The organism is Ruegeria sp. G5 (assembly GCF_056533365.1).
Genome location: NZ_JBQFOK010000007.1, coordinates 151,650 through 171,596 on the forward strand (window position 1 = coordinate 151,650; position 19,947 = coordinate 171,596).

18 protein-coding genes, 1 other RNA gene and 1 riboswitch are annotated in these 19,947 nt (G+C 58.3%); of the genes, 5 read left to right on the top strand and 14 right to left on the bottom strand.

The window, feature by feature from the left end; all coding sequences use genetic code 11:
- Nucleotides 1-53 precede the first annotated feature (53 nt).
- The 4 genes from ACR0BD_RS13685 to pdxR all read right to left on the bottom strand — a co-directional run bounded on the left by ACR0BD_RS13685 (nt 54) and on the right by pdxR (nt 7,339).
- Nucleotides 54-2,867 (bottom strand): molybdopterin oxidoreductase family protein, encoded by a 2,814-nt coding sequence (locus ACR0BD_RS13685; RefSeq protein ID WP_480831222.1) that lies wholly within the window; start codon nt 2,865-2,867, stop codon nt 54-56.
- Between the two features lie 87 nt (nt 2,868-2,954).
- A complete protein-coding gene (gene pta / locus ACR0BD_RS13690) occupies nt 2,955-3,968 on the bottom strand; it encodes a phosphate acetyltransferase (protein ID WP_480831224.1) in 1,014 nt (337 codons plus the stop codon).
- 5 nt (nt 3,969-3,973) lie between these two features.
- Entirely contained in the window at nt 3,974-5,752 is a 1,779-nt protein-coding gene (gene xsc / locus ACR0BD_RS13695) for a sulfoacetaldehyde acetyltransferase (RefSeq protein ID WP_480831225.1), read from the bottom strand.
- Nucleotides 5,753-5,878: 126 nt separating this feature from the next.
- Nucleotides 5,879-7,339, bottom strand: coding sequence for a MocR-like pyridoxine biosynthesis transcription factor PdxR (gene pdxR, locus ACR0BD_RS13700; RefSeq protein WP_480831227.1), 1,461 nt, complete (start codon nt 7,337-7,339; stop codon nt 5,879-5,881).
- Nucleotides 7,340-7,474: 135 nt separating this feature from the next.
- On the opposite strand from pdxR, the gene ACR0BD_RS13705 reads away from it, so the two are divergent.
- Complete coding sequence (locus ACR0BD_RS13705; RefSeq protein ID WP_480697943.1) at nt 7,475-7,783, top strand: ArsR/SmtB family transcription factor; 309 nt, start codon at nt 7,475-7,477, stop codon at nt 7,781-7,783.
- Nucleotides 7,776-8,807, top strand: a complete 1,032-nt coding sequence (locus ACR0BD_RS13710) for a permease (protein WP_480831228.1) — start codon at nt 7,776-7,778, stop codon at nt 8,805-8,807. Before ACR0BD_RS13705 ends, ACR0BD_RS13710 begins: the two co-directional genes overlap by 8 nt.
- A 42-nt stretch (nt 8,808-8,849) precedes the next feature.
- On the opposite strand, the gene ACR0BD_RS13715 is transcribed toward ACR0BD_RS13710, so the two are convergent.
- Together ACR0BD_RS13715 and ACR0BD_RS13720 are read right to left on the bottom strand one after the other, a co-directional pair.
- Nucleotides 8,850-9,239 (bottom strand): hypothetical protein, encoded by a 390-nt coding sequence (locus ACR0BD_RS13715; protein WP_480831229.1) that lies wholly within the window; start codon nt 9,237-9,239, stop codon nt 8,850-8,852.
- Between the two features lie 52 nt (nt 9,240-9,291).
- Nucleotides 9,292-10,053 carry a DUF1013 domain-containing protein gene (locus tag ACR0BD_RS13720; protein ID WP_480831230.1) on the bottom strand — a complete coding sequence of 254 codons (762 nt, stop codon included), beginning with the start codon at nt 10,051-10,053 and terminating at the stop codon, nt 9,292-9,294.
- A 131-nt stretch (nt 10,054-10,184) separates the two neighbouring features.
- On the opposite strand from ACR0BD_RS13720, the gene ACR0BD_RS13725 reads away from it, so the two are divergent.
- Nucleotides 10,185-10,814, top strand: coding sequence for a ribonuclease T2 family protein (locus ACR0BD_RS13725; RefSeq protein WP_480831231.1), 630 nt, complete (start codon nt 10,185-10,187; stop codon nt 10,812-10,814).
- Here the strand turns inward: ACR0BD_RS13725 and ACR0BD_RS13730 are convergent.
- The 5 genes from ACR0BD_RS13730 to ACR0BD_RS13750 form a co-directional block, all read right to left on the bottom strand.
- Nucleotides 10,811-11,299, bottom strand: a complete 489-nt coding sequence (locus tag ACR0BD_RS13730) for a hypothetical protein (protein ID WP_480697938.1) — start codon at nt 11,297-11,299, stop codon at nt 10,811-10,813. The genes ACR0BD_RS13725 and ACR0BD_RS13730 overlap by 4 nt on opposite strands.
- 190 nt (nt 11,300-11,489) lie before the next feature.
- On the bottom strand, nt 11,490-12,341 hold the full coding sequence (locus ACR0BD_RS13735) for a hypothetical protein (protein WP_480831232.1): 852 nt from the start codon (nt 12,339-12,341) through the stop codon (nt 11,490-11,492).
- 91 nt (nt 12,342-12,432) lie between these two features.
- Nucleotides 12,433-13,026 (bottom strand): recombination mediator RecR, encoded by a 594-nt coding sequence (recR, locus tag ACR0BD_RS13740; protein ID WP_480831233.1) that lies wholly within the window; start codon nt 13,024-13,026, stop codon nt 12,433-12,435.
- Between the two features lie 61 nt (nt 13,027-13,087).
- Complete coding sequence (locus tag ACR0BD_RS13745) at nt 13,088-13,432, bottom strand: YbaB/EbfC family nucleoid-associated protein (RefSeq protein WP_170387688.1); 345 nt, start codon at nt 13,430-13,432, stop codon at nt 13,088-13,090.
- 226 nt (nt 13,433-13,658) lie between these two features.
- Entirely contained in the window at nt 13,659-15,410 is a 1,752-nt protein-coding gene (locus tag ACR0BD_RS13750; protein WP_480831234.1) for a DNA polymerase III subunit gamma/tau, read from the bottom strand.
- A gap of 159 nt (nt 15,411-15,569) precedes the next feature.
- On the opposite strand from ACR0BD_RS13750, the gene ACR0BD_RS13755 reads away from it, so the two are divergent.
- Nucleotides 15,570-16,067, top strand: coding sequence for a protein-tyrosine phosphatase family protein (locus ACR0BD_RS13755; protein WP_480831235.1), 498 nt, complete (start codon nt 15,570-15,572; stop codon nt 16,065-16,067).
- A gap of 1 nt (nt 16,068) precedes the next feature.
- Here ACR0BD_RS13755 and ACR0BD_RS13760 read toward each other — a convergent pair whose 3' ends face one another.
- Complete coding sequence (locus ACR0BD_RS13760; RefSeq protein ID WP_480831236.1) at nt 16,069-16,473, bottom strand: hypothetical protein; 405 nt, start codon at nt 16,471-16,473, stop codon at nt 16,069-16,071.
- A gap of 84 nt (nt 16,474-16,557) precedes the next feature.
- A riboswitch (cobalamin riboswitch) is annotated at nt 16,558-16,776 on the bottom strand.
- A gap of 251 nt (nt 16,777-17,027) precedes the next feature.
- Here ACR0BD_RS13760 and ACR0BD_RS13765 point away from each other — a divergent pair.
- Nucleotides 17,028-17,795 (top strand): alpha/beta hydrolase family protein, encoded by a 768-nt coding sequence (locus ACR0BD_RS13765; RefSeq protein WP_480831295.1) that lies wholly within the window; start codon nt 17,028-17,030, stop codon nt 17,793-17,795.
- 6 nt (nt 17,796-17,801) lie between these two features.
- On the opposite strand, the gene ffs is transcribed toward ACR0BD_RS13765, so the two are convergent.
- Both ffs and ACR0BD_RS13775 read right to left on the bottom strand, forming a co-directional pair.
- Nucleotides 17,802-17,900: signal recognition particle sRNA small type (gene ffs / locus ACR0BD_RS13770), an RNA gene on the bottom strand.
- Between the two features lie 39 nt (nt 17,901-17,939).
- Nucleotides 17,940-19,808, bottom strand: a complete 1,869-nt coding sequence (locus tag ACR0BD_RS13775; RefSeq protein WP_480831238.1) for a bifunctional 2',3'-cyclic-nucleotide 2'-phosphodiesterase/3'-nucleotidase — start codon at nt 19,806-19,808, stop codon at nt 17,940-17,942.
- Nucleotides 19,809-19,947: the final 139 nt, after the last annotated feature.

The window sequence follows — 19,947 nt, forward strand, 5'->3', positions numbered from 1 at the left end:
GCGGCTCAATTCACCCCCGGGATATTTTTGGCCAGATGAAGTGCGGATGTTTTTCATTTTCCCACCTTCCATGCCAGGTCCTTGGGGCCGGTGCCAACGGGGGATTGGATCGGGGCAAATTCGGGCTGGCTTTGTGCGTCCGTCGGTGGGTCGGCTTTTTCGAGTTTGACCTTGAGGTCGAACCACGCGGCCTGACCTGTGATCGGGTCGGAATTGGCCCAGCGCATGCCGTCGCCTTTAGGCGGCAGCAGTTCGTGGATCAGGTGGTTCAGCAAAAACCCCTTGGTGGCCTCTGGCGCGTTTTCCTGCAAGGCCCATGCGCCTTTGCGTTTGCCGATGGCGTTCCACGTCCAGACGGTGTTTTCATTTAACGCGGCCATTTCCATGACCGGGACGGTGATTTCACCATGGGGTGAGGTGACTTTGGCCCAGTCGCCGTCTTTCAGGTTGTGTTCGCGCATCAGTTTGGTGGGTACGTAAAGCGGGTTGCGCCCGTGCAGCTGCCGCAGCCATGCGTTCTGGGTGCCCCACGAATGATACATCGCCATCGGGCGCTGGGTCAGGGCGTTGATGGTGAAGCCCTCGTTGCCCTGCTGATCGGTTTCATACCACATCGGAAGCGGGTCCATTGCGTCTTTGATACGCTGGCGCAGGTGCTCGGGGGGCTGGTGATCTCCGTGTCCTTCGGCGGCCAGCTGGAATTTGCGCATTGGCTCGGAATAGAGCTGGAACAGGTAGGGTTGCGGGCTGTCATAAAGGCCAATGCCCACGGCCCAGTCCTGATAGGCCGTGTTCCAGGGTTTGTAGTAATCCGCGCCTTCGGGGATATGTGCGACGTAGAAGCCCCCGTTTTCGATATAGCGGTTCAGCTGGTCCGGGTTGACCGCGCCGCGTCCTTCTTTGTCGCCATCCTCGCCCCGGAATCCGGCCAGCGGGCCGATGCCGGGTTTGCGTTCGTGGTTGACGATATAGTCGGCATAATCCTTCCACTTGGGCGTACCGTCTTGGTTGGTGAAGCCGGGCAGGCTCATGCGGTTAGCCAATTGAATCAGAACCGACTGGAACCCACGCACGTCGCGGTCGGGTTCCACTACTGGCCATCGGATGGCGTCGGCGGCAGCGTCGGCCTCGCAGATTGGGCGATCCAGCAGCGAGATACAGTCGTGGCGTTCCAGGTAGGTGGTATCGGGCAGGATCAGGTCGGCATAGGCGACCATTTCCGAAGAATAGGCATCCGAGTAGATGATCTTTGGGATGACGTATTTGCCGTCTTCGGTCTTGGCCGACAGCATCTCCATCACGCCTTTGGTGTTCATGGAAGAGTTCCAAGACATGTTCGCCATGTACATGAACAGCGTGTCGATCTTGTAGGGATCACCGGCGGCCGCGTTCGAGATCACCATATGCATCAACCCGTGGGCCGACATCGGGTTTTCCCATGTGAACGCTTTGTCGATGCGCTGGGCGGTGCCGTCTTCGTTCAGCAGCAAGTCCTCGGGGCCGCGGGGGAAGCCGAGGTGAGGGCCCTCCAGCGGGCGGCCCGGGCGGCGGTCGCCGTGCGGGGTGGGATGCGCCTCGACCGGTTTGGGGTAGGGCGGTTTGAAGCGAAAGCCGCCGGGGACCTCGACGGTGCCCAGCAGGATTTGTAGAACATGCAGCGCGCGGCAGGTCTGGAAGCCGTTCGCATGGGCCGAGATGCCGCGCATCGCGTGGAAGCTGACGGGGCGGCCGGTCATTTTGCTGTGTTTTTCGCCCCGGAAGTCGGTCCATTCGTGGTCCAGCTCGATAGCCTCGTCAAAGGCGACACGAGCGATCTCCGCCGCGATGGCGCGGATGCGTTGGGCGGGGATGCCGCAGCGGTCGGCGACGTTTTCCGGCGCGTGCTCGTCGGACAGGTATTTCTCGGCCATCAGGTGGAAGACAGGGCGGTGAGTGACGCCGTCTTTGCCATAGGTGGCCGACAGGTCAGGGCGAACGCCGGGTTTGTCAAAGGCGGTGGGTTCGCCCGTCACGCGGTCGATGACCAGAGGCTTGCCGTCCGCGTCGCGCAGGAACAGACCTTTTTCCGGACCCTCGGCGGCATTTACCAAGACTGGCGCGTTGGTGTAACGGCTGAGATAGTCGAGGTCGATCTTACCCGCCTTCATCAGCACATGGATCAGCGACAGGATGAACAGCCCGTCGGTGCCCGGCGTGATGCCGACCCAATCGTCAGCCACCGCGTTATAGCCCGAGCGGATCGGGTTCACCCCGATCACCCGCGCGCCGCGCGCCTTGATCTTGCCGATGCCCATCTTGATCGGGTTGCTGTCGTGATCCTCGGCCACGCCGAACAGCATGAACAGCTTGGTGTGGTCCCAATCAGGCTGGCCAAATTCCCAAAACGCCCCGCCCATGGTGTAGATGCCACCCGCCGCCATGTTGACCGAGCAGAACCCGCCATGTGCGGCATAGTTCGGCGTTCCAAAATTCTGCGCCCAAAAGCTGGTGAAACTCTGGCTTTGGTCGCGCCCGGTGAAGAAGGCCAGTTTGTGCGGGGCCGTCTCGTGTAATTCGTTCAGCCAGCCCACGGCTGTGCTGATCGCTTCGTCCCACTCAATCTCGCGGAACTCGCCCGAGCCGCGCGGCCCGACCCGTCGCAGCGGTTTACGCAGGCGTGAAGGGGCGTTGACCTGCATGATCCCAGCCGACCCTTTGGCGCAAAGAACACCTTTGTTGACGGGGTGGTCACGGTTGCCCTCGATATACGCGACCTTGCCATCCTTGATGTGAACGTTAATGCCGCACCGGCAAGCGCACATATAGCAGGTGGTCTTTCGGACCTCGTCCGAGACCTTGGGCGAGGTATCTATGACTGGCTGGTTCAAAAGCGCCCCCTGTAGCTTGTGATCCGATCATTCCCATAAATGGCATGAAAGCGGAATAAATTTTTCGTTTTTGCGTGCTGGGGTGATTTATGTTCCAGCATCATTGTGTTGCGCCTGAACGGCGGTGACGGCGATCATGTGCAGAATGTCCTCGGACGAGCAGCCACGCGACAAGTCATTGGCCGGCTTCGCCAGCCCCTGCAGCACCGGACCGATCGCCTCGACCCCTCCGATGCGCTGAGCGATTTTGTAGCCAAGGTTTCCCGCATTCAAACTGGGAAAGACAAAGACGTTCGCTTCGCCCCTAAGCGGGGAATCTGTTGCCTTTGTTGCTGCGACTTCCGGTACGAAAGCGGCGTCAAACTGAAGCTCACCGTCAATCAAAAGCGCGGGGTCCTTTTCGCGTGCGATCTGCGTTGCCTCGACCACCTTTGACACCTTCGGGTGTTCCGCGCTGCCTGACGTCGAAAAGGACAGCATCGCCACCCTCGCCGTGTCGCCGGTCAGTGTAGTGTATGAGTCTGCCGAAGCGCGGGCGATTTCAGCCATCTCCTGCGCATCCGGGTCTACGACCAGACCGCAATCGGCAAAGATGCGGGCGCCTTTGACCTCGTGATGGTCCTGACAGAACAGCATCAGGAAAAAGCTGGAGACCATGGCGGCTTCGGGTGCAGTGCCGATGATCTGCAAAGCGGTGCGCACAGTGTCGGATGTGGTTTCGACCGCGCCACCAACGGTGCCATCGGCGATGCCCTGCTGCACAAGCATGGCGGCATAGGTCAGACGGTTGCTGATCTGCCGGTTCGCATCCTCATGGGTCATGCCTTTGTGCTTGCGACGTTCATACAACGCCTGCGCCAAGTTGGGCGTCAGGTCCGAGGCTGAAGGATCGTGGATTTCGATCCAATCAGGGTCGAACCCCTTGTGCGAGCTGAGAAGGGCCGAAACCTCGGCCCTGTCTCCGATCAGGATAATCCGCGCGACCTTCTCTTTGACGGCCTTGACGGCCCCTTCGACAACGCGGGGATCATCGCCCTCGGACAGGGCGATGATTTTGTCCGACGCGCTTGCCGTCCCGAGAATGGCGCGCAGAGGCTTCACCCGGGTTACGCCCCGACCTGCGGGGTCATGTCGTCCGCGCTGATCCCGGCAACCGCAACTGGTTTCTTCATCGCGTCGCGGCGGAAGGGCTCACCCAGTTCCTGGTTGATCATGGCTTCGATCAGGGTGGTGACACCATTCTTTTGATCTTCGATGGCTTGGTTCAGTGCTGCAGTCAGCTCATCCATTGTGCGCGCCACGACACCCTTCAGGCCGCAGGCTTGCGCGATCCCGGCATAGGACACTTTGGTGTCAAGCTCAGTGCCAACAAAGTTGTCATCAAACCAAAGGGTCGAGTTCCGCTTTTCAGCGCCCCACTGATAGTTGCGGAAGACGATCTGGGTGATCGCTGGCCATTCCTCGCGCCCGATGGCCGTCAGTTCGTTCACCGCAATGCCAAAGGCACCGTCACCCGAGAATCCGACGACGGGTACATCCGGGTTACCGATCTTGGCGCCGACGACCGACGGCAGACCATAACCGCAGGGACCAAACAGGCCCGGGGCCAGATACTTGCGCCCATCCTCAAAGGACGGATACGCGTTGCCGATAGCGCAGTTATTGCCGATATCGGACGAGATGATCGCCTCTTTCGGAAGGGCGGACTGGATCGCGCGCCAAGCCATACGCGGGCTCATCCAGTCGGGCTTGGCCGCGCGTGCGCGCTGGTTCCATGTGGTGCCCGGATCGTCATCCTCGTGGTCCATGCTGGACAGCTGTTGCGCCCAAGCGGATTTCTTCTGCGCGATGTTGGCTTTGCGTTCCGCACGGCCTGTGTCGCCTGCCGTATCGCTCAGCTGCGCCAGAATACCTTTGGCTACCTTGGCCGCATCGCCGATCACGCCAACGGTGACCTTCTTGGTCAGGCCAATCCGGTCGGGGTTGATGTCGACCTGAATGATCCTGGCATCGGCTGGCCAGTATTCCATGCCATAGCCCGGCAGGGTCGAGAACGGGTTCAGACGGGTCCCCAGGCACAGCACCACATCGGCCTCGCTGATCAGCTCCATCCCGGCTTTTGAGCCGTTATAGCCCAGCGGTCCCGCGAACAGGGGGTGCGAACCCGGGAAAGCGTCATTATGCTGGTAGCCGACGCAGACCGGCGCATCCAGACGTTCGGCCAGATCCTTCGACGCCTCGATGCCGCCCTCGGACAGGACCACGCCGGCGCCGTTCAGGATTACAGGGTTTTTGGCATTGGACAGCAGCTCGGCCGCCTGCGCCACAGCGCTTTCGCCGCCCGAGGGGCGCTCGAACTCGACGACTGCTGGCAGGTCAATGTCGATGACCTGAGTCCACATGTCGCGAGGGATGTTAAGTTGAGCCGGTGCGCTTGCGCGTTTGGCTTGCATGATCACGCGGTTCAGAACTTCGCAAACGCGGGACGGGTCCCGGACCTCTTCCTGATAGGCGACCATGTCTTCGAACAGTTTCATCTGCTCGACTTCCTGGAAACCGCCCTGACCAATGGTTTTGTTCGCCGCCTGTGGCGTCACCAGCAGCAGTGGGGTGTGGTTCCAGTAGGCCGTCTTTACGGCGGTGACAAAGTTGGTGATACCGGGGCCGTTTTGCGCGATCATCATCGACATCTTGCCGGTGGCGCGGGTATAGCCGTCGGCCATCATGCCAGCGCTGCCCTCATGCGCGCAGTCCCAGAACATGATCCCCGCCTTTGGGAACAGGTCCGAGATCGGCATCATGGCCGAGCCGATGATCCCGAACGCATGTTCGATCCCGTGCATTTGCAGAACCTTAACAAAGGCCTCTTCCGTGGTCATTTTCATCTGGGTGATCTCCGCGCATGGATAGGTGAAGCCGGGCCATTGGCCCCGCCTTTGAATATGGTTGTGGCGCAAGGTGCAGGGCCACGTTAGGGCCAGAATCTGCAGCGGGATAGGTCCAGACTGGATTCAGCTGTTCCGAATGGCGTCAGCGACCCTTTTAACGCCCGGCGCGATCCGCTCCTGCGGGATTGAGGAGTAGCCGAGGCGATAGAAATTCCGCGGTCGATCCGGCCCTGAAAAGAACGGTGCACCCGGTTCTATGTGAACGCTCTGACTTTGAAGCTTGTGCGCCAATTGGGTGGTGTCGACATGTTCGGGCGCCGACATCCATAGCGAAGACCCGCCCATGATCCCGCGCCCGGCCACTGATAGGCCGTGTTCTTCAACGGCGGCATCCAAGGTCTCGCGCCGTTGTGCCAGAACCTTCGACATGCGCCGGATTTGCGCGTCGTAATGGCCCAAGGACAGGAAATAGGCCGCCGTGCGTTGAATATGCCCCGGCGGGTGGCGCAGGACCAGCGATCGCAAGGCTCGCGCCTCGCGGATAAAAGGCTCGGACCCGACCATGTATCCCAGCCGCAGCCCCGGAAACAGCGATTTTGAAAAGCTGCCCATATAGATTACGCGCCCGTCCCGATCCATTGACTTCAACGCAGGCGAAGGCGCACCCAGAAAGGCCATCTCAAATTCATAGTCATCCTCAACGACCATGGCATCCAGCTCTCGCGCGCGCTCCAGCAGGTGATGACGGCGGTTAACCGGCATGGTGGCAGTTGTCGGGCTTTGGTGGCTGGGCGTCGTGAAGATGACATCCGTATTCTCGGGCAACGCATCCGGGGGCAACCCATCCCTGTCCACGGGAATGGGGGTGACATCGCAATCCCAGTGCTGCAACAGGCTGCGCAAAGCGTAATAGCATGGGTCCTCAATCACTGCCGTTCGATTGTGGGTCAGCAATATACGCGATGCCAGCCACAGCGCGTTCTGCGCCCCCATTGTGATCAGTATCTCTTCGGGCCGGGCGGCGATGCCCCGGCGGGGCAAGGTATGGCGCGCGATAAACTCAACCAACAACGGATCGTCCTGATCCACGTAGTCGCCGGTCAATGATGCAAAGTCTTTGTGCCCCAGCGCCCGAACCGCGCAAAGCCGCCAATTGGCGTGGTCAAAAAGGGACCGATCGGCCTGACCATAGATGAAGGGGTACCGGTAATCTCGCCAATCGCTGGGTTTCGACAGAACATCCCCGTCCGAAAACCGTCGCGCCAGTGCGGTGTCCCAATCCACGGTCTCAGCACTGCGCTGAACGGGTGTGTACTTCGGCGGAACCGGAGCATTTTGCGAAACGTAGTAGCCAGATCGCCCCTTTGCCGTCAGATAGTCATTGGCCAATAGTTCGGTATAGGCCAACGTGACGGTGATCCGGCTGACACCCAGATGCGCGGCAAGTTTGCGGGACGATGGCAGCTTTTCCCCAACGTGGAACCGGCCTGACAGAATCCCTTCGGCGATCATCTGTTGAATCTGGGCCTGCAGCGTACCCTGCCCGTTCAGTTCCAAAAAGAAAGTGTCTACTGAAATTGCCATAGACCCTTATAGATTGGACTTATTCTACCGGCAATCTGGACTTACGCTCGAACACAAAGAATTTCCCACCAAAGGTTGACGTAGAAAGATTAGACCTCTAAATAACTATAAATCTAGTTTAATAGAGGTAATGCTATGTGGGAAGCCGCAGCAGCAGGTTTTTCGGCCATGGGCTCCGAGGCCCGACTGAAAGTATTGAAGACTCTGGTCCGTGCCGGTGAATCCGGATTGACGGTCGGAGAGATTCAGGAACGAACCGGTATTGCACCTTCAACCTTGGCGCATCACCTGCGGTTTCTGTCCGCCGGTGGGGTTGTCGAGCAGGAAAAGATCGGGCGCACAACGATCAACCGCGCTTGCTATGCCGAGCTGAGAAACCTTGCGCAATTCATCTTGTCCGAATGTTGTGCCGACGAAGTTGGAAAGGCGGCTAACGATGGCTGACTTAACTCAAAACCCAAAGCTGCCGGTCAAGGCCGCGCTTGACCTGCTGAAAACGCCTTGGGCCGTGATCCTGGCCATCCTTGCAGCGGTCGCTGTACTGGATCCCGGCAATTGGAGCGAGGTTGTCACCTTTGCGTTTAAGGCGCTGGCCCATACCGGACAGTACATTCTGTTTGCCGTTCTTCTGTTGTCCTACCTCAAAGCCACCGGCGCAGAGGTTATGGTCGCGCGGGCATTTGAAGGGCGCGAAACACGCATGATCTTTCTTGCAGCCCTGTTTGGCGGTCTTGCGCCATTCTGTTCGTGTGAGGTTATTCCGTTCATCGCCGGTTTGCTGGCACTTGGGGCGCCCCTGTCTGCGGTTATGGCGTTTTGGCTCAGTTCCCCTTTGATCGATCCGCCCACCTTGCTGATCACGGCGGCGGCTTTGGGGTGGCCCTTTGCAATTGGCAAGGCGATTGCTGCCGTGGCACTGGGCCTTTTCGGCGGGTTCGTTGTTCGTGGCTTGTTGCGGCGCGGTGCATTTGCCGAGCCATTGCGGGTCTACAAGCCCGCCGGGTGCTGTGGCTGTGGGCCAAAACAAGATGCCAAACCGGTGTGGAAGTTCTGGAAAGAACCCGAACGCCGGGCGCGGTTTCGGTCTGAATTTGTTCAAAACGGGCTATTCTTGTTGAAATGGCTGGCGCTTGCCTATGTGTTGGAAGCACTTCTGGTCAGTTATGTTCCAGCCGACATGATCGCGCGCGTTGTCGGAGGTGATGGGGTCGTTCCCATCGTGATCGCCGCATTGGTCGGGATGCCTGCATACCTGAACTCTTACGTCGCGCCACCGCTTTTGGCGGGCCTCACGGAACAGGGAATGAGCGCAGGTGCGGCAATGTCCTTTATGATCGCTGGCGCAGTCAGTTCAATCCCGGCGATGGCAGCCGTTTGGTCTCTGGTCAAGCCAAACGTGTTTGCAACTTATTTGGGTTTGGGCGTTGGCGGGGCCATCATTGCCGGGATCATCTTTCAGATGATCTGAATGAAAAACCGCCCGGTGTGGTCACCGGGCGGTTTTGCTTTATCAACTTGCTTCGCAATAGCGCGGTAGTTTGAAGCGATACCTTGGCTCCCCGCTATCCACAAACACCCGCTTTTCGATACAGGCCGTTTCGCCAACGGTCCGGGAAATCGGGGCTTCTGTCGAGGTAACCGAAGCCGCCGACCCATCAGGCAGACGCACCGAGGCGATGACCCCATTCCGCAAGTCCCCATTGATCGGGGTCGCTGACAACACCGGAACGGTCATGAACGCCTCATGCTCGTGACCGCCGTCGTCGTTCAGCAGCAAAAGCGCCGAAGCAACACCGATCAATCCGACAACACCCACAACCGCAAGCCCCCATGTTTTCACGAAGGCATAAATCGACACGGCACGGTGTGGGCCAAATATCGAAGACAGTAGGTTCAGCATTGATGCCTCGTCGAAAAAGCCCCAGCCGAGTCAGGCCGGGGCTGATTGGATATCAGAAGCGTGGATCGCTTTCGTCCTCGTCTTCGCCACCACCTTTGGGCAGGTTGAAGAAGCTGTCGGCGTCGATGACCGGTTCTTCCTCTTTCTCATCAGCCGGCTCTTCCGACAGCGAGAAGGTTTCGAGGCCCTCAATTGCGGTTGGAATCTTGGGTGCTGCATCCATTTCCAGCGATTGCTCGGTCGAAACCAGCTTGCGGCGTTCGTCATCGGACATCACGCCACCTTCGGCCGCCTTCTTCGCGGCGGCCTTTTGCACGATGGCGTCCAACTCGGACTGTTTACACAAGCCCAGAGCGACAGGGTCGATTGGCTGCATGTTTGAGATGTTCCAGTGGGTCCGTTCGCGGATCGACTGGATCGTAGGCTTGGTGGTGCCCACCAGTTTGGCGATCTGACCATCGCTGAGCTCGGGGTGGAACTTGACCAGCCACAGGATCGAGTTCGGACGGTCCTGACGTTTGGACAGCGGGGTATAGCGCGGTCCGCGGCGCTTTTCCTCGCCTGCGGCGGCCGCGTTGAACTTGAGCTTGAGCTTGTGTAGCGGGTTGTTCTGGGCCGCGTTGATCTCGTCCTGGGTCAGCTGGTTGTTGGCAATCGGGTCAAAGCCTTTGACGCCCGCCGCCACATCGCCATCCGCGATACCCTGCACTTCCAACTCGTGCATACCTACGAAATCCGCGATCTGCTTGAAGCTGATCGTGGTGTTGTCCACCAGCCATACGGCGGTTGCCTTGGCCATCAGGGGTTTTGCCATCAGCCTGCCTCCTTATGAATACATCTGTCCCGTCGCCGGAATTCGGCGGCCCCGAGGTCTTGGGGCAGGTTTCCGTTGTCGGGGAACTTCGGGCTTATATAGTCGTGACAAGGCAAGAAGGAAAGAGGTGAATGCGCTGGGTCGTTTTATGGGTGTTTAGTGCGATGGCCGTGGCTGCAGACGGCGAAAAGCCGGGCGAGTTTGACTACTACGTTCTATCGCTCAGCTGGTCACCGAATTGGTGCGCGCGCGAGGGCGACGCCCGAGGATCGGATCAATGCGATGCACGTCATGACCATGGATGGATCCTGCATGGGCTTTGGCCGCAATACCATCAAGGCTGGCCAGCCTATTGTCGCACCGTCGAGCCACCACCAACGCGGCGAATGACGCGCGAGATGGAAGATATTCAGGGAAGCTCTGGCCTTGCGTGGCATCAATGGAAGAAACACGGCACCTGTTCCGGCTTGAGCGCATCGGATTATTTCGACCTGTCACGACAGGCTTATGAAAGCGTTCAGCGCCCCGACGTGTTCCGCAAGCTGGATGCGCCAGTCAAACTGCCTGCCTCGGTTGTCGAAGACGCCTTTGTGGAAGCCAATCCCAGTTTGGAACGCGATATGATTACGGTGACCTGCAAGCAGGGATACATCGAAGAGGTCCGTCTTTGTCTGTCCCGCGATCTTGACCCGGTGCCATGTGGTCGGGATGTGGTTCAGGACTGCAGGTCAAAAGACGCGCTCTTTGACCCGATTCGTTAGAGTTTTTTGTTCTGACAATCCCGGGCGTAGTCCAATGCCTTGGCCGTTCCCTTGAGGTCAATCGCCATGACAACCTCTCCTGCTGGATTGTAGACGGTCATAGTTCTGTTCTGCGCAATCGCGTTTACAAAGTTCCGGTCAGTGAAAAACACTGTCGCACCGGGTACATCGCGTTGGTTGAACCCAATGGCAGTGGCGTCGTAACTCTTACCATCCAATTCGAACCGGATCGGATAGCTCTGGCCTTGTTCGATATCGCCCCACGCCTTGTTGTAGACTGCAAAATAGCCACGATTTTCCAACGCATCATATCCGATGCGCACCACCGAGAGGTCCTGATACACCGTCTGGATCAGGCACCCGTTCCCGAGCGCGGGGTCCATCATGATGTTCCAACCTTCGACATAGCCCTTATCGACGAGGTCTTGGGCGAGGGCGATGGTTGCGGTGAAGGTTGCGAGGATTGCAGCGATCCGACTAAGCATTCAACACTCCTAATTGTACACCTCAATCAAGAAAGTAGCCGATAGTCGGTTGAGGCGACAGTGTTTGGTATCCATATCCCGGCTAGTCATAGATAACCAGTTGGGCATTTGAGAAAGCTTAAAGTACGAATTCACTAAGTGCCCCTGTCGGGGCGAAATTGGGTTCCTTTTGCGCCGCGCCAGCGACTATTTAATCATTTAGCACAGAGTCCCGATAGTGTTTCGAAAACCGATAAAACCCTGCGGCCTCTAGAAATCCGCTAGCAGCGCCATCAACGTGCACGTTTTCTCTTTTGGCTTGATTTTCCGGTATGTAGGTTGAAGTCTTTTCTCCAATTGCGCCGGCCAATCCCGTTTGAATATCTGCAATCACGCGCCGTCTTTGTTCAGATAGTTTGACTGGTGCAAACGGAGCCGTTCGTGGTCCATCTGACCGTTCGATCATTTGACCGTTCTGCATATCCTCGAAACAGAAAAAAGGACCAAAGTTTATTAAAGCCCTGCTATGTTTCATTAATGATGTAACATTGAAGCTCATCAGAAAACCCTTGAACCGCGCAACTTCGGGCATACTCCTCCAGAGCTCGGTGTATGGAGAAGGTTTCGTTTTCGCCAGTTCAAAACGGTATAGTGATTCCAACTGCGTGACGGGGTCACGAACAATATTGATTACATGAACATTGTATTCTGAAATCTTGCGTAAAATGTTGATGTCCCCAATGTGTCCCACGCAAAACTCACCAGGAACCATCGCAGCTGCGATGTGGTCCGCTCTGCAATCGATTTGTCTTGTGCGCGGATCGTGATGAATTTCGTGATCCGGAACATCACGATTGTCATGATAGAATCTGTCAGCAAGATGCAACCTAACAGGGGTGTAACCCACTTTTTCAAGTGCAAGCGCTGCAAGGTAGGTGCCAGCTTTGGGGGTTGTGTTGATCAGGACTTTGGGCTGCGTATTTGCTTTGGGAGCAGACAAGTTAACAATCCGCCTTTGCAGGCGGTTTGCCGGGGTCATTGGTCCGAAGCGCTGGTGATCCATCGTTTTCGACGCTTAAACTAGCTTACTGAATTACGCGCGACCAAGTGCGCAGTATGGATTGCTGTCTGAGATAAAGCCGTCGTCGACATAATCAGATGTCCTTCCGCGCCCGCAACGCCGCCGTAATCGTCCCGTCATCCAGATAATCCAGTTCCCCGCCAATCGGCACTCCCTGCGCCAGTGAGGTCAGGCGAACCTGACCCTCTAGCTGATCCGCGATGTAATGGGCGGTGGTCTGGCCATCGACCGTGGCGTTCAGGGCAAGGATGACCTCGGTGATGCCTTCGGCCATGACCCTGTCCTTGAGGCGCGGGATGCGCAGCTCGTCCGGGCCGATGCCGTCCAGCGCAGACAAAGTCCCGCCCAGCACGTGATAGCGGCCTTTGAACACGCCTGCGCGCTCCATCGCCCAGAGGTCGGCCACATCTTCGACCACGCAGAGCTCTCCGGTCGCGCGGGCTTCGGCGTTGCAGATGTCGCAGATGTCGGTGGTGCCCACGTTGCCGCAGTTCAGGCATTCGCGGGCGGTGATGGCGACCTGCTGCATGGCGTCCGACAGGGGCGTCAGCAGCAGGGCGCGTTTGCGGATCAGGTGCAGCACCGCGCGGCGGGCCGAGCGGGGGCCGAGGCCGGGCAGTTTGGCCATCAGGTCGATCAGATTGTCGATGTCGCTGTTCGAGCTCACGGCCTGTCCTGTTTGGGGCCGGATGGTGTCTCCGGCGGGAGTATTTGGGAAAATATGAAGGTCAGAACGGCAGCTTGATGTCCGCGGGCAGACCCATGCTTTCGGTCAGCTTGGCCATTTCTGCCTGAGAACGCTCGGCCGCCTTGGTTTGGGCGTCCTTGATGGCTGCGAGGATCAGGTCTTCGACCACTTCCTTGTCATCGCCGTTAAAGATCGAGGGGTCGATGTCCAGACCTTTGAGCTCGCCCTTGGCGGTGGCGGTGGCTTTGACCAGACCTGCACCGGATTCGCCCACAACCATCAGGTTGTTCAGCTCTTCCTGCATGTCGGTCATCTTGGTTTGCAGGTCCTGCGCGGATTTCATCATCTTGGCCATGTCGCCCAGACCGCCTAATCCTTTGAGCATCGTGTATTCTCCTGTGGTTCGGTTTGCAGTCTAAATACGGGCGCTGTGCATGCGGCACAAGGGCTCCCGCCCGTCGTCAAGGTCTTTGGCAAGACCTTTCCTCCCGTTGGGCCCGGCAGCGCGAGCTTTGCCCGCGCTGCCGGGCCCAAGGCCGCTCAGGGGTATCGGCGTCAGCCGATGGCCCGTGGCGGGCGCGGGAGCGTTTGTGGATTTTGGCAGGCCGATGTCAGTCTTCCTCGAACGGATCCCATTCGTCCTCGACCTCGGGCAGAGCTTCGGTTTCGACTTTGGCGGCGCGTTGTTCGGGGGTTTCCACGCTTTTGATCCGGGCTTTCGGGAAATGCATCAGAACCGCCTGAACCAAAGGGTGCTGCTCGGCTTCGGCCTTGACCGCCAGATCGGCAGCATCGCGCAGTTCGGCGATGGTTGCGGCTTCTCCGTTGGCCACGATCGTGACCGCCCAACGGTTTCCGGTCCAGCGTTGCAGCGCCGTGCCGATCCGCGCAGCAAGATCGGTGGGTGCAGAATCCGTGGGTGTAAACTCAATCCGTCCCGGTTGGTAGGACACCAGGCGGACTCCGTTTTCTACCTCGACCAGCAGTTTCACATCCCGGTTCGTACGGATGAGTTCGACCACGTGTTCAAAACTGGGATACCGCGCCAGAGCCGTCTGCACATCCTGCGCCAGTGCTGCTGTCGGGGCACCGGCCCCGCCGCGCGCGGGCGCTGCATAGGCGGTGGCCACCGGGGCCTGTGCGGCGTGCGTTGGGGCGGGCATTCCGCCGCCGGGTCCGCCATTTGGCGGCGGGGGCGGCGCGTCCTGCAACCGTTTGATCAGCTCTTCCGGGCTGGGCAGGTCGGCCACATGAGTCAGGCGGATCACGGCCATTTCGGCGGCCATCATGGCGTTGGGGGCGGCCGAGACCTCCTCGAGCGCTTTCAGAAGCATCTGCCACATGCGGGTCAGAACACGCATTGGCAGGGCCTCAGACATTTGCTGCCCGCGGGCGCGTTCATCGGGGGACACCGTGGGGTCTTCTGCGGCATCAGGGGTGATTTTGACGACCGAGACCCAGTGGGTGATCTCGGCCAGGTCGCGCAGCACGGCCAGCGGGTCTGCGCCTTCGGCGTATTGGCTGCTGAGTTCCGCCAGCGCGCCTGAGGCATCACCACGCAGGATCATGTCCATTAGGTCCAGTACCCGGCCACGATCCGCCAGACCCAGCATCGCGCGGACCTGTTCAGCGCTGGTTTCTCCTGCACCATGTGAGATCGCCTGATCCAGCAGCGAGGTTGCATCCCGTGCCGAGCCTTCGGCGGCACGCGTGATCAGGGCCAGCGCGTCTTCGGCGATCTGCGCATTCTCTGCGGCTGCGATCTTGTTTAGAAGGCCGATCATGTCTTCGGGTTCGATCCGCCGCAGGTCAAAGCGCTGACAGCGGGACAATACCGTCACGGGCACTTTGCGAATCTCGGTTGTGGCAAAGATGAACTTTACATGCTCGGGCGGTTCCTCAAGCGTCTTGAGCAGCGCGTTGAACGCACTGGTCGACAGCATGTGAACCTCATCGATGATATAGATCTTGTAACGGGCGGACGCAGCGCGGTACCGCACACTGTCTATGATCTCACGGATGTCATTCACACCGGTGCGACTGGCGGCGTCCATCTCCATCACATCGACGTGGCGGCCCTCCATGATCGCCACGCAATGCTCACATTGCCCGCAGGGTTCGGTGGTTGGCTTGCCTTGTCCGTCAGGTCCAATGCAGTTCATGCCCTTGGCAATGATCCGCGCCGTAGTGGTTTTGCCGGTGCCACGAATACCCGTCATGATAAAAGCTTGCGCGATGCGGTCCGCTTCGAACGCGTTTTTCAGGGTGCGCACCATCGCGTCCTGACCCACAAGGTCGGCAAAGGTTTCCGGGCGGTATTTGCGGGCAAGCACCTGATAGGCGGGGCTGGGGCTGTCGGTCATGTCTGCTCTGTCGGATTCGTATCAAATTGCAGCGTAGAGAGCCCTGCCGCCCGCGTCCACCACAGCAGGACAGGAAATTCGCTTTGGCAGCCGGTCTATTGGCGGATACACCGGCCCTGCGCGGTGGTTCAGCGTTATGCGCAGGCGAAGGGAGAAAACATGGAGCGGTTCGCTATATATCCCGTCAACGTGGGTGAAGGCATGGTTGCGCTCAGCCCGTTGCCCGGTCGTGACGGGAATTACGCGCGGGATCTTCAGTCGATCCTGTCCTGGCGCCCCGATATGGTGTTGTCGATGACAACCGAGGCTGAGCTGCAGAGCGGCGGTGCCGGTTCGCTGGGTTCAGATTTGGCGCTTGGCAAAATCAAATGGGTACACCTGCCCATTGTTGATTTCGGCGCACCATCACCTGCGACTGAGGCCCTATGGCGGGACGTGTGTTCAGAGGTTGCCACAGCCTTGAAAAACGCAGGACGCATCCTTGTTCACTGTAAGGGCGGATGCGGCCGGTCTGGGATGATCGCCATGCGCCTGATGGTTGAACACGGAGAGCGACCAGATCAGGCGTTGGCGCGACTGCGAGCGGTTCGCCCCTGTGCCGCGGAAACGGATGCACAGTTGAAATGGGCCAGCAAACCAGCCCAAACGCCTCGTTGATTCAAGCGCCGGCGCGGTGTTCGTTGGATGCAGCCCGAGGCGCAAGTGCTGAAACCTCCAGCATGGCGCATGGCGGGTTCACCAAAAATCCTGCGGGTCTGGTTGTGAACACTGTTCCGAACATCATGTCTGCGTAGCCGTCAAGTTGGTCCGTAGAAACATCCGGGTCTGTATCGCAGAACACCCGGATTTGCGCGGGATGCGCCCGAAAACGGGCCGTGCATCCGGCAGCGCAATGGGACAGGTCGCTGCTGCCTTCGATTTCGAATGCATCTGTTGTAACTGGTTTAGCGCTTGCCGTTGCTTCTGCTAACGCGCGCGCCATGCGTGCCAGAGCAGGGCAAGGTTTGCCGGTTTTTTGGCACACAGTTGCGGTGTATTCGTGTGTTTTGGTCTTCCAGATCATATTGCGCCCTCCGCGCGCGGGACGAAGGGTGTGGATCAGGTAGCTCAGCCATGCTGCAGACCTGCCCGGACACCCCGCCCGAGTTTCGGTTTTCGTGCGATGGCAGGTCTCCTGACTTGCGGGTCGTTGCTTTGCTGACCTTCCCAGCCGTCTGGCCAGTGGTGTTTCAGCATCGCTCACCGCTTACAGTTGCGGGGGCAGTCTCGGATTTGGTCTGATCCGGCATCGCCGGGTGAACCGCACCGTGTTCCCTTTTCATCCGGCCCCGGCATCGGGGCAAGAACCATCACCCAATCGCTAGCGGGTGCATGGCCCCCGAGTCAAGCGAACTGTGGCCAAAACAAGTGGACGTTTGGTCAAGCAGAGTGGGTCTTGACTCCGAAGGATAGAACGTGGCGATTTAGGTGAACTAAGCAGTTTAGAATAGCCAACGCAGCACCATGTTAGACGTCAAGCCACCGGTAATGACCGAAGATTTTCGCATCCCGATCGGCGATGCGCATTTGTCTGCGCGTTTGTACCTGCCAGTTGCCGACCCGTAGATCGCAGTAGTCATACATGGTGCGACTGGTGTGCCGCGTGATTATTACCAGCATTTTGCGCGTTGGCTGGCTGAAGAGCAGGGGATTGCCTGTCTGACCTATGATTACCGCGCGTTTGGCCATTCAATGACGGGCCGCATGCGCAACGCTAAGGTGACGATGGCTGATTGGGCCCTGACAGATATGCCAGCCGCCCGAGCGGAAATGCGTAAAAGATATCCGCGAGCCAAACACTGGAGCATCGGTCATTCCCTGGGCGGGATGCTGGGCCCTGTTCAACCCGATATCGAATTTATTGACCGTATGATTTGTGTCTGCTCGGGACTTGTGACGGTTAACGATCATCCTTGGCCATATCGGGCGTTGGCATCGCTGTTCTGGTACGGTCATGCGCCATTGACTGTAAAGGCCCTTGGCTACCTGCCCGGCAAAGCATTGGGTTTTGGAACTGACCTTCCTGCGCCGGTCTACTGGCAATGGCGCAAATGGTGTACGGATCCTCGTAGCTATTTGCCTGATATAGGCACTTCGTTACCAAAGGCGCGCTGGGTCGAATGGCAAAAGCCGGTCGATCTGTTCAGCTTTGCAGATGACCAGACTGTCCCACCCAAGGCCGTTTGGCGACTTGCCGACCTATACGGTCCGACCGCGCGTCGGCATCTTTTGACGCCGCGGGAGTTCGATTTGGAGAAAGTAGGGCATATCGGCGCTTTTGCGCGTCGAAATGCAGCCGTCTGGCCGCGGCTTATTGCAGCGCAGTCCACAACAAACGACTTGTAAGGAATTAAGTGAGAGGTTGGACATCGACCCAAGCGGGGCTCGTTGTGGCTGCTTCCTTCCGGACCTGACCAGGTTGGCGAGGCGCTCGCCCGCGCCAACCTCTCGACAGCCGATATAGGCGCGCAATGCGCAATTGGCAACCCGTCAGAGCGTCAAGCGGACGATCAGGAACCCTTCACTGTCATGATCCAGGATTACCGGCTCATAAACGCTTAGCTCATCAAAGTGCTGTTGCGCCTGCAATCCTGTTTTCAATACCGCATATGCACCGGGCACAGGGTGTAACCTGAAGGCAGGGGGCGTTTTTTCCAATGGATCGGGCGGCAAAACACCGCTCAGGTAATCCCTCACAATATGTTGGATAGGCAGTACCGGCAGTGGAACATGCGTTGCGCGGCCAACAAACGGAAAGTGGCCGCCACCGTTGGCCCGGTAATTGTTCAGGGCAACAACGAATCGTTCTTTGTCCTCGACTGGTCGGCCGTTGAACCGAAGATCTTTGATACGGTTGGCATCGGAGGTCATCAATCTACCCCGCGCATCGAATCTTGCCGGTTTCGACAGGTCGATCTCATAGGTCAAGCCGTGCAGAACATCGAAATTGTACCCTGCGCGTAGCGAATTCACGAGCTCCGTCTGATGCCCTGGCAACATCTGGTTTAAAACGCCGGCTGACATCTCCAGCCAATCTCTGATCTGCAGGCCGGTTACTACTGTGGCCTGCATCTGGTTTGGAAAGACGTTCAAATCGGCGACATGGCGCAGGCATAACTTTCCTGCGGCAATGTCCGTGAAACAGCGTGGTCCAGCCCGACCACCAAACTTCGAAGGAGATACTGCCGACAGAACGGGCAGCATTGCAAATTCCGTTCCCCCTAGGTGCGCCCTTAGTGCTGCGACCTGCGCTGCCGCAACCAGCGCCAACCCGCGATCTTGCGCGCAAAAGCTAAAGTAGCTGTGCAAATGCGTGGTGGTATGCCCTACGGTTTCATTGGCGTGTTCGCGTGTTCGCGCATGGCCTTCTGAAAAAATCTTCACTATTTCAGGGTCTTCCGTGATCGGTTCTTGCGATGTGGCCGGGTTAACTTCGCGCAGACAGGAGCTGTGGTCTATGACCGTCCATCGGTCATTTGCTTCATGGCGCAATGTCAGATCAATCACGCCAAGATGTGACCCTGCGCTGCCTGCCATGACAACTGGTTTCCCATGAACCCGCCCTTGAATGTTGTCCACGAACGCCAGCCCGTCATGCGCCGAGCCGGGCAGCGTCAGATGCGTATGACCCGCGATGATCGCGTCAATCGCTTCGATGGCGGCAAGAGGGATGATTGCGTTTTCAAGGTTGGTATCCGCCTCGACCTCTCCCAGTCCAGTATGCGCAAGGGCTATGACTATGTCACATCCGGCTGACTTTAAGGCCCGCGCCGTATTTCGGGCGCTGATCAGTATGTCATCAATTTGGACAAGGCCGCCAATATGGTGTGCCTCCCATTGCGCGGTTTGGGGGGGTAGAACCGACAGCACGCCGACTTTGATTGGGATATCCCGGCCATTCAAACGCACTGTTCGCGTCAGGATCGTGTGTTTGCCCCAGCTGCTTTTGCGATCAAGCCTGTCTGCGTTGCTGCAAATCACAGGGCAAGAAGACTGAGAGATGACGCGGTCCAGAACCTCAAGCCCGAACCCAAAGTCATGATTCCCCAATCCGATGGCGTCGTAGCGCAGTGCGTCGAAAGCCTGCATCAGAGGGTGCTGAGTACCGCTCCGACGGGCGGCCCACTCGCCGATAGGTGTGCCCTGCAGGGAATCTCCGTTGTCAAAAAGCAGAACCAACGCGCCTTGGCGCTCTGCCTCGGCCCGGGCTTGCCTGATCAGAGTGGCCGTTCGGGAAAGGCCGATCGTGGGTTCAGGAGCGTCGCGGTAATAGTCAAAACCGGTTGCGTTCATGTGCAAATCTGACGTTCCCAGAATCCGAACATGCACCGATTTAGAAGATGAGGAGGTAATCAACACTCTACTTTTAGCAGTTTAATAACAGTCAATTTCAACAAAAAGAGTATTCGCCCCGAGTTTCAAGGTGAACTTTGGGACATCCGGCATTCCCCGATCTTTTTTCAACAAGACCTGAATTGTCGTTGCAACATTTTGGTCA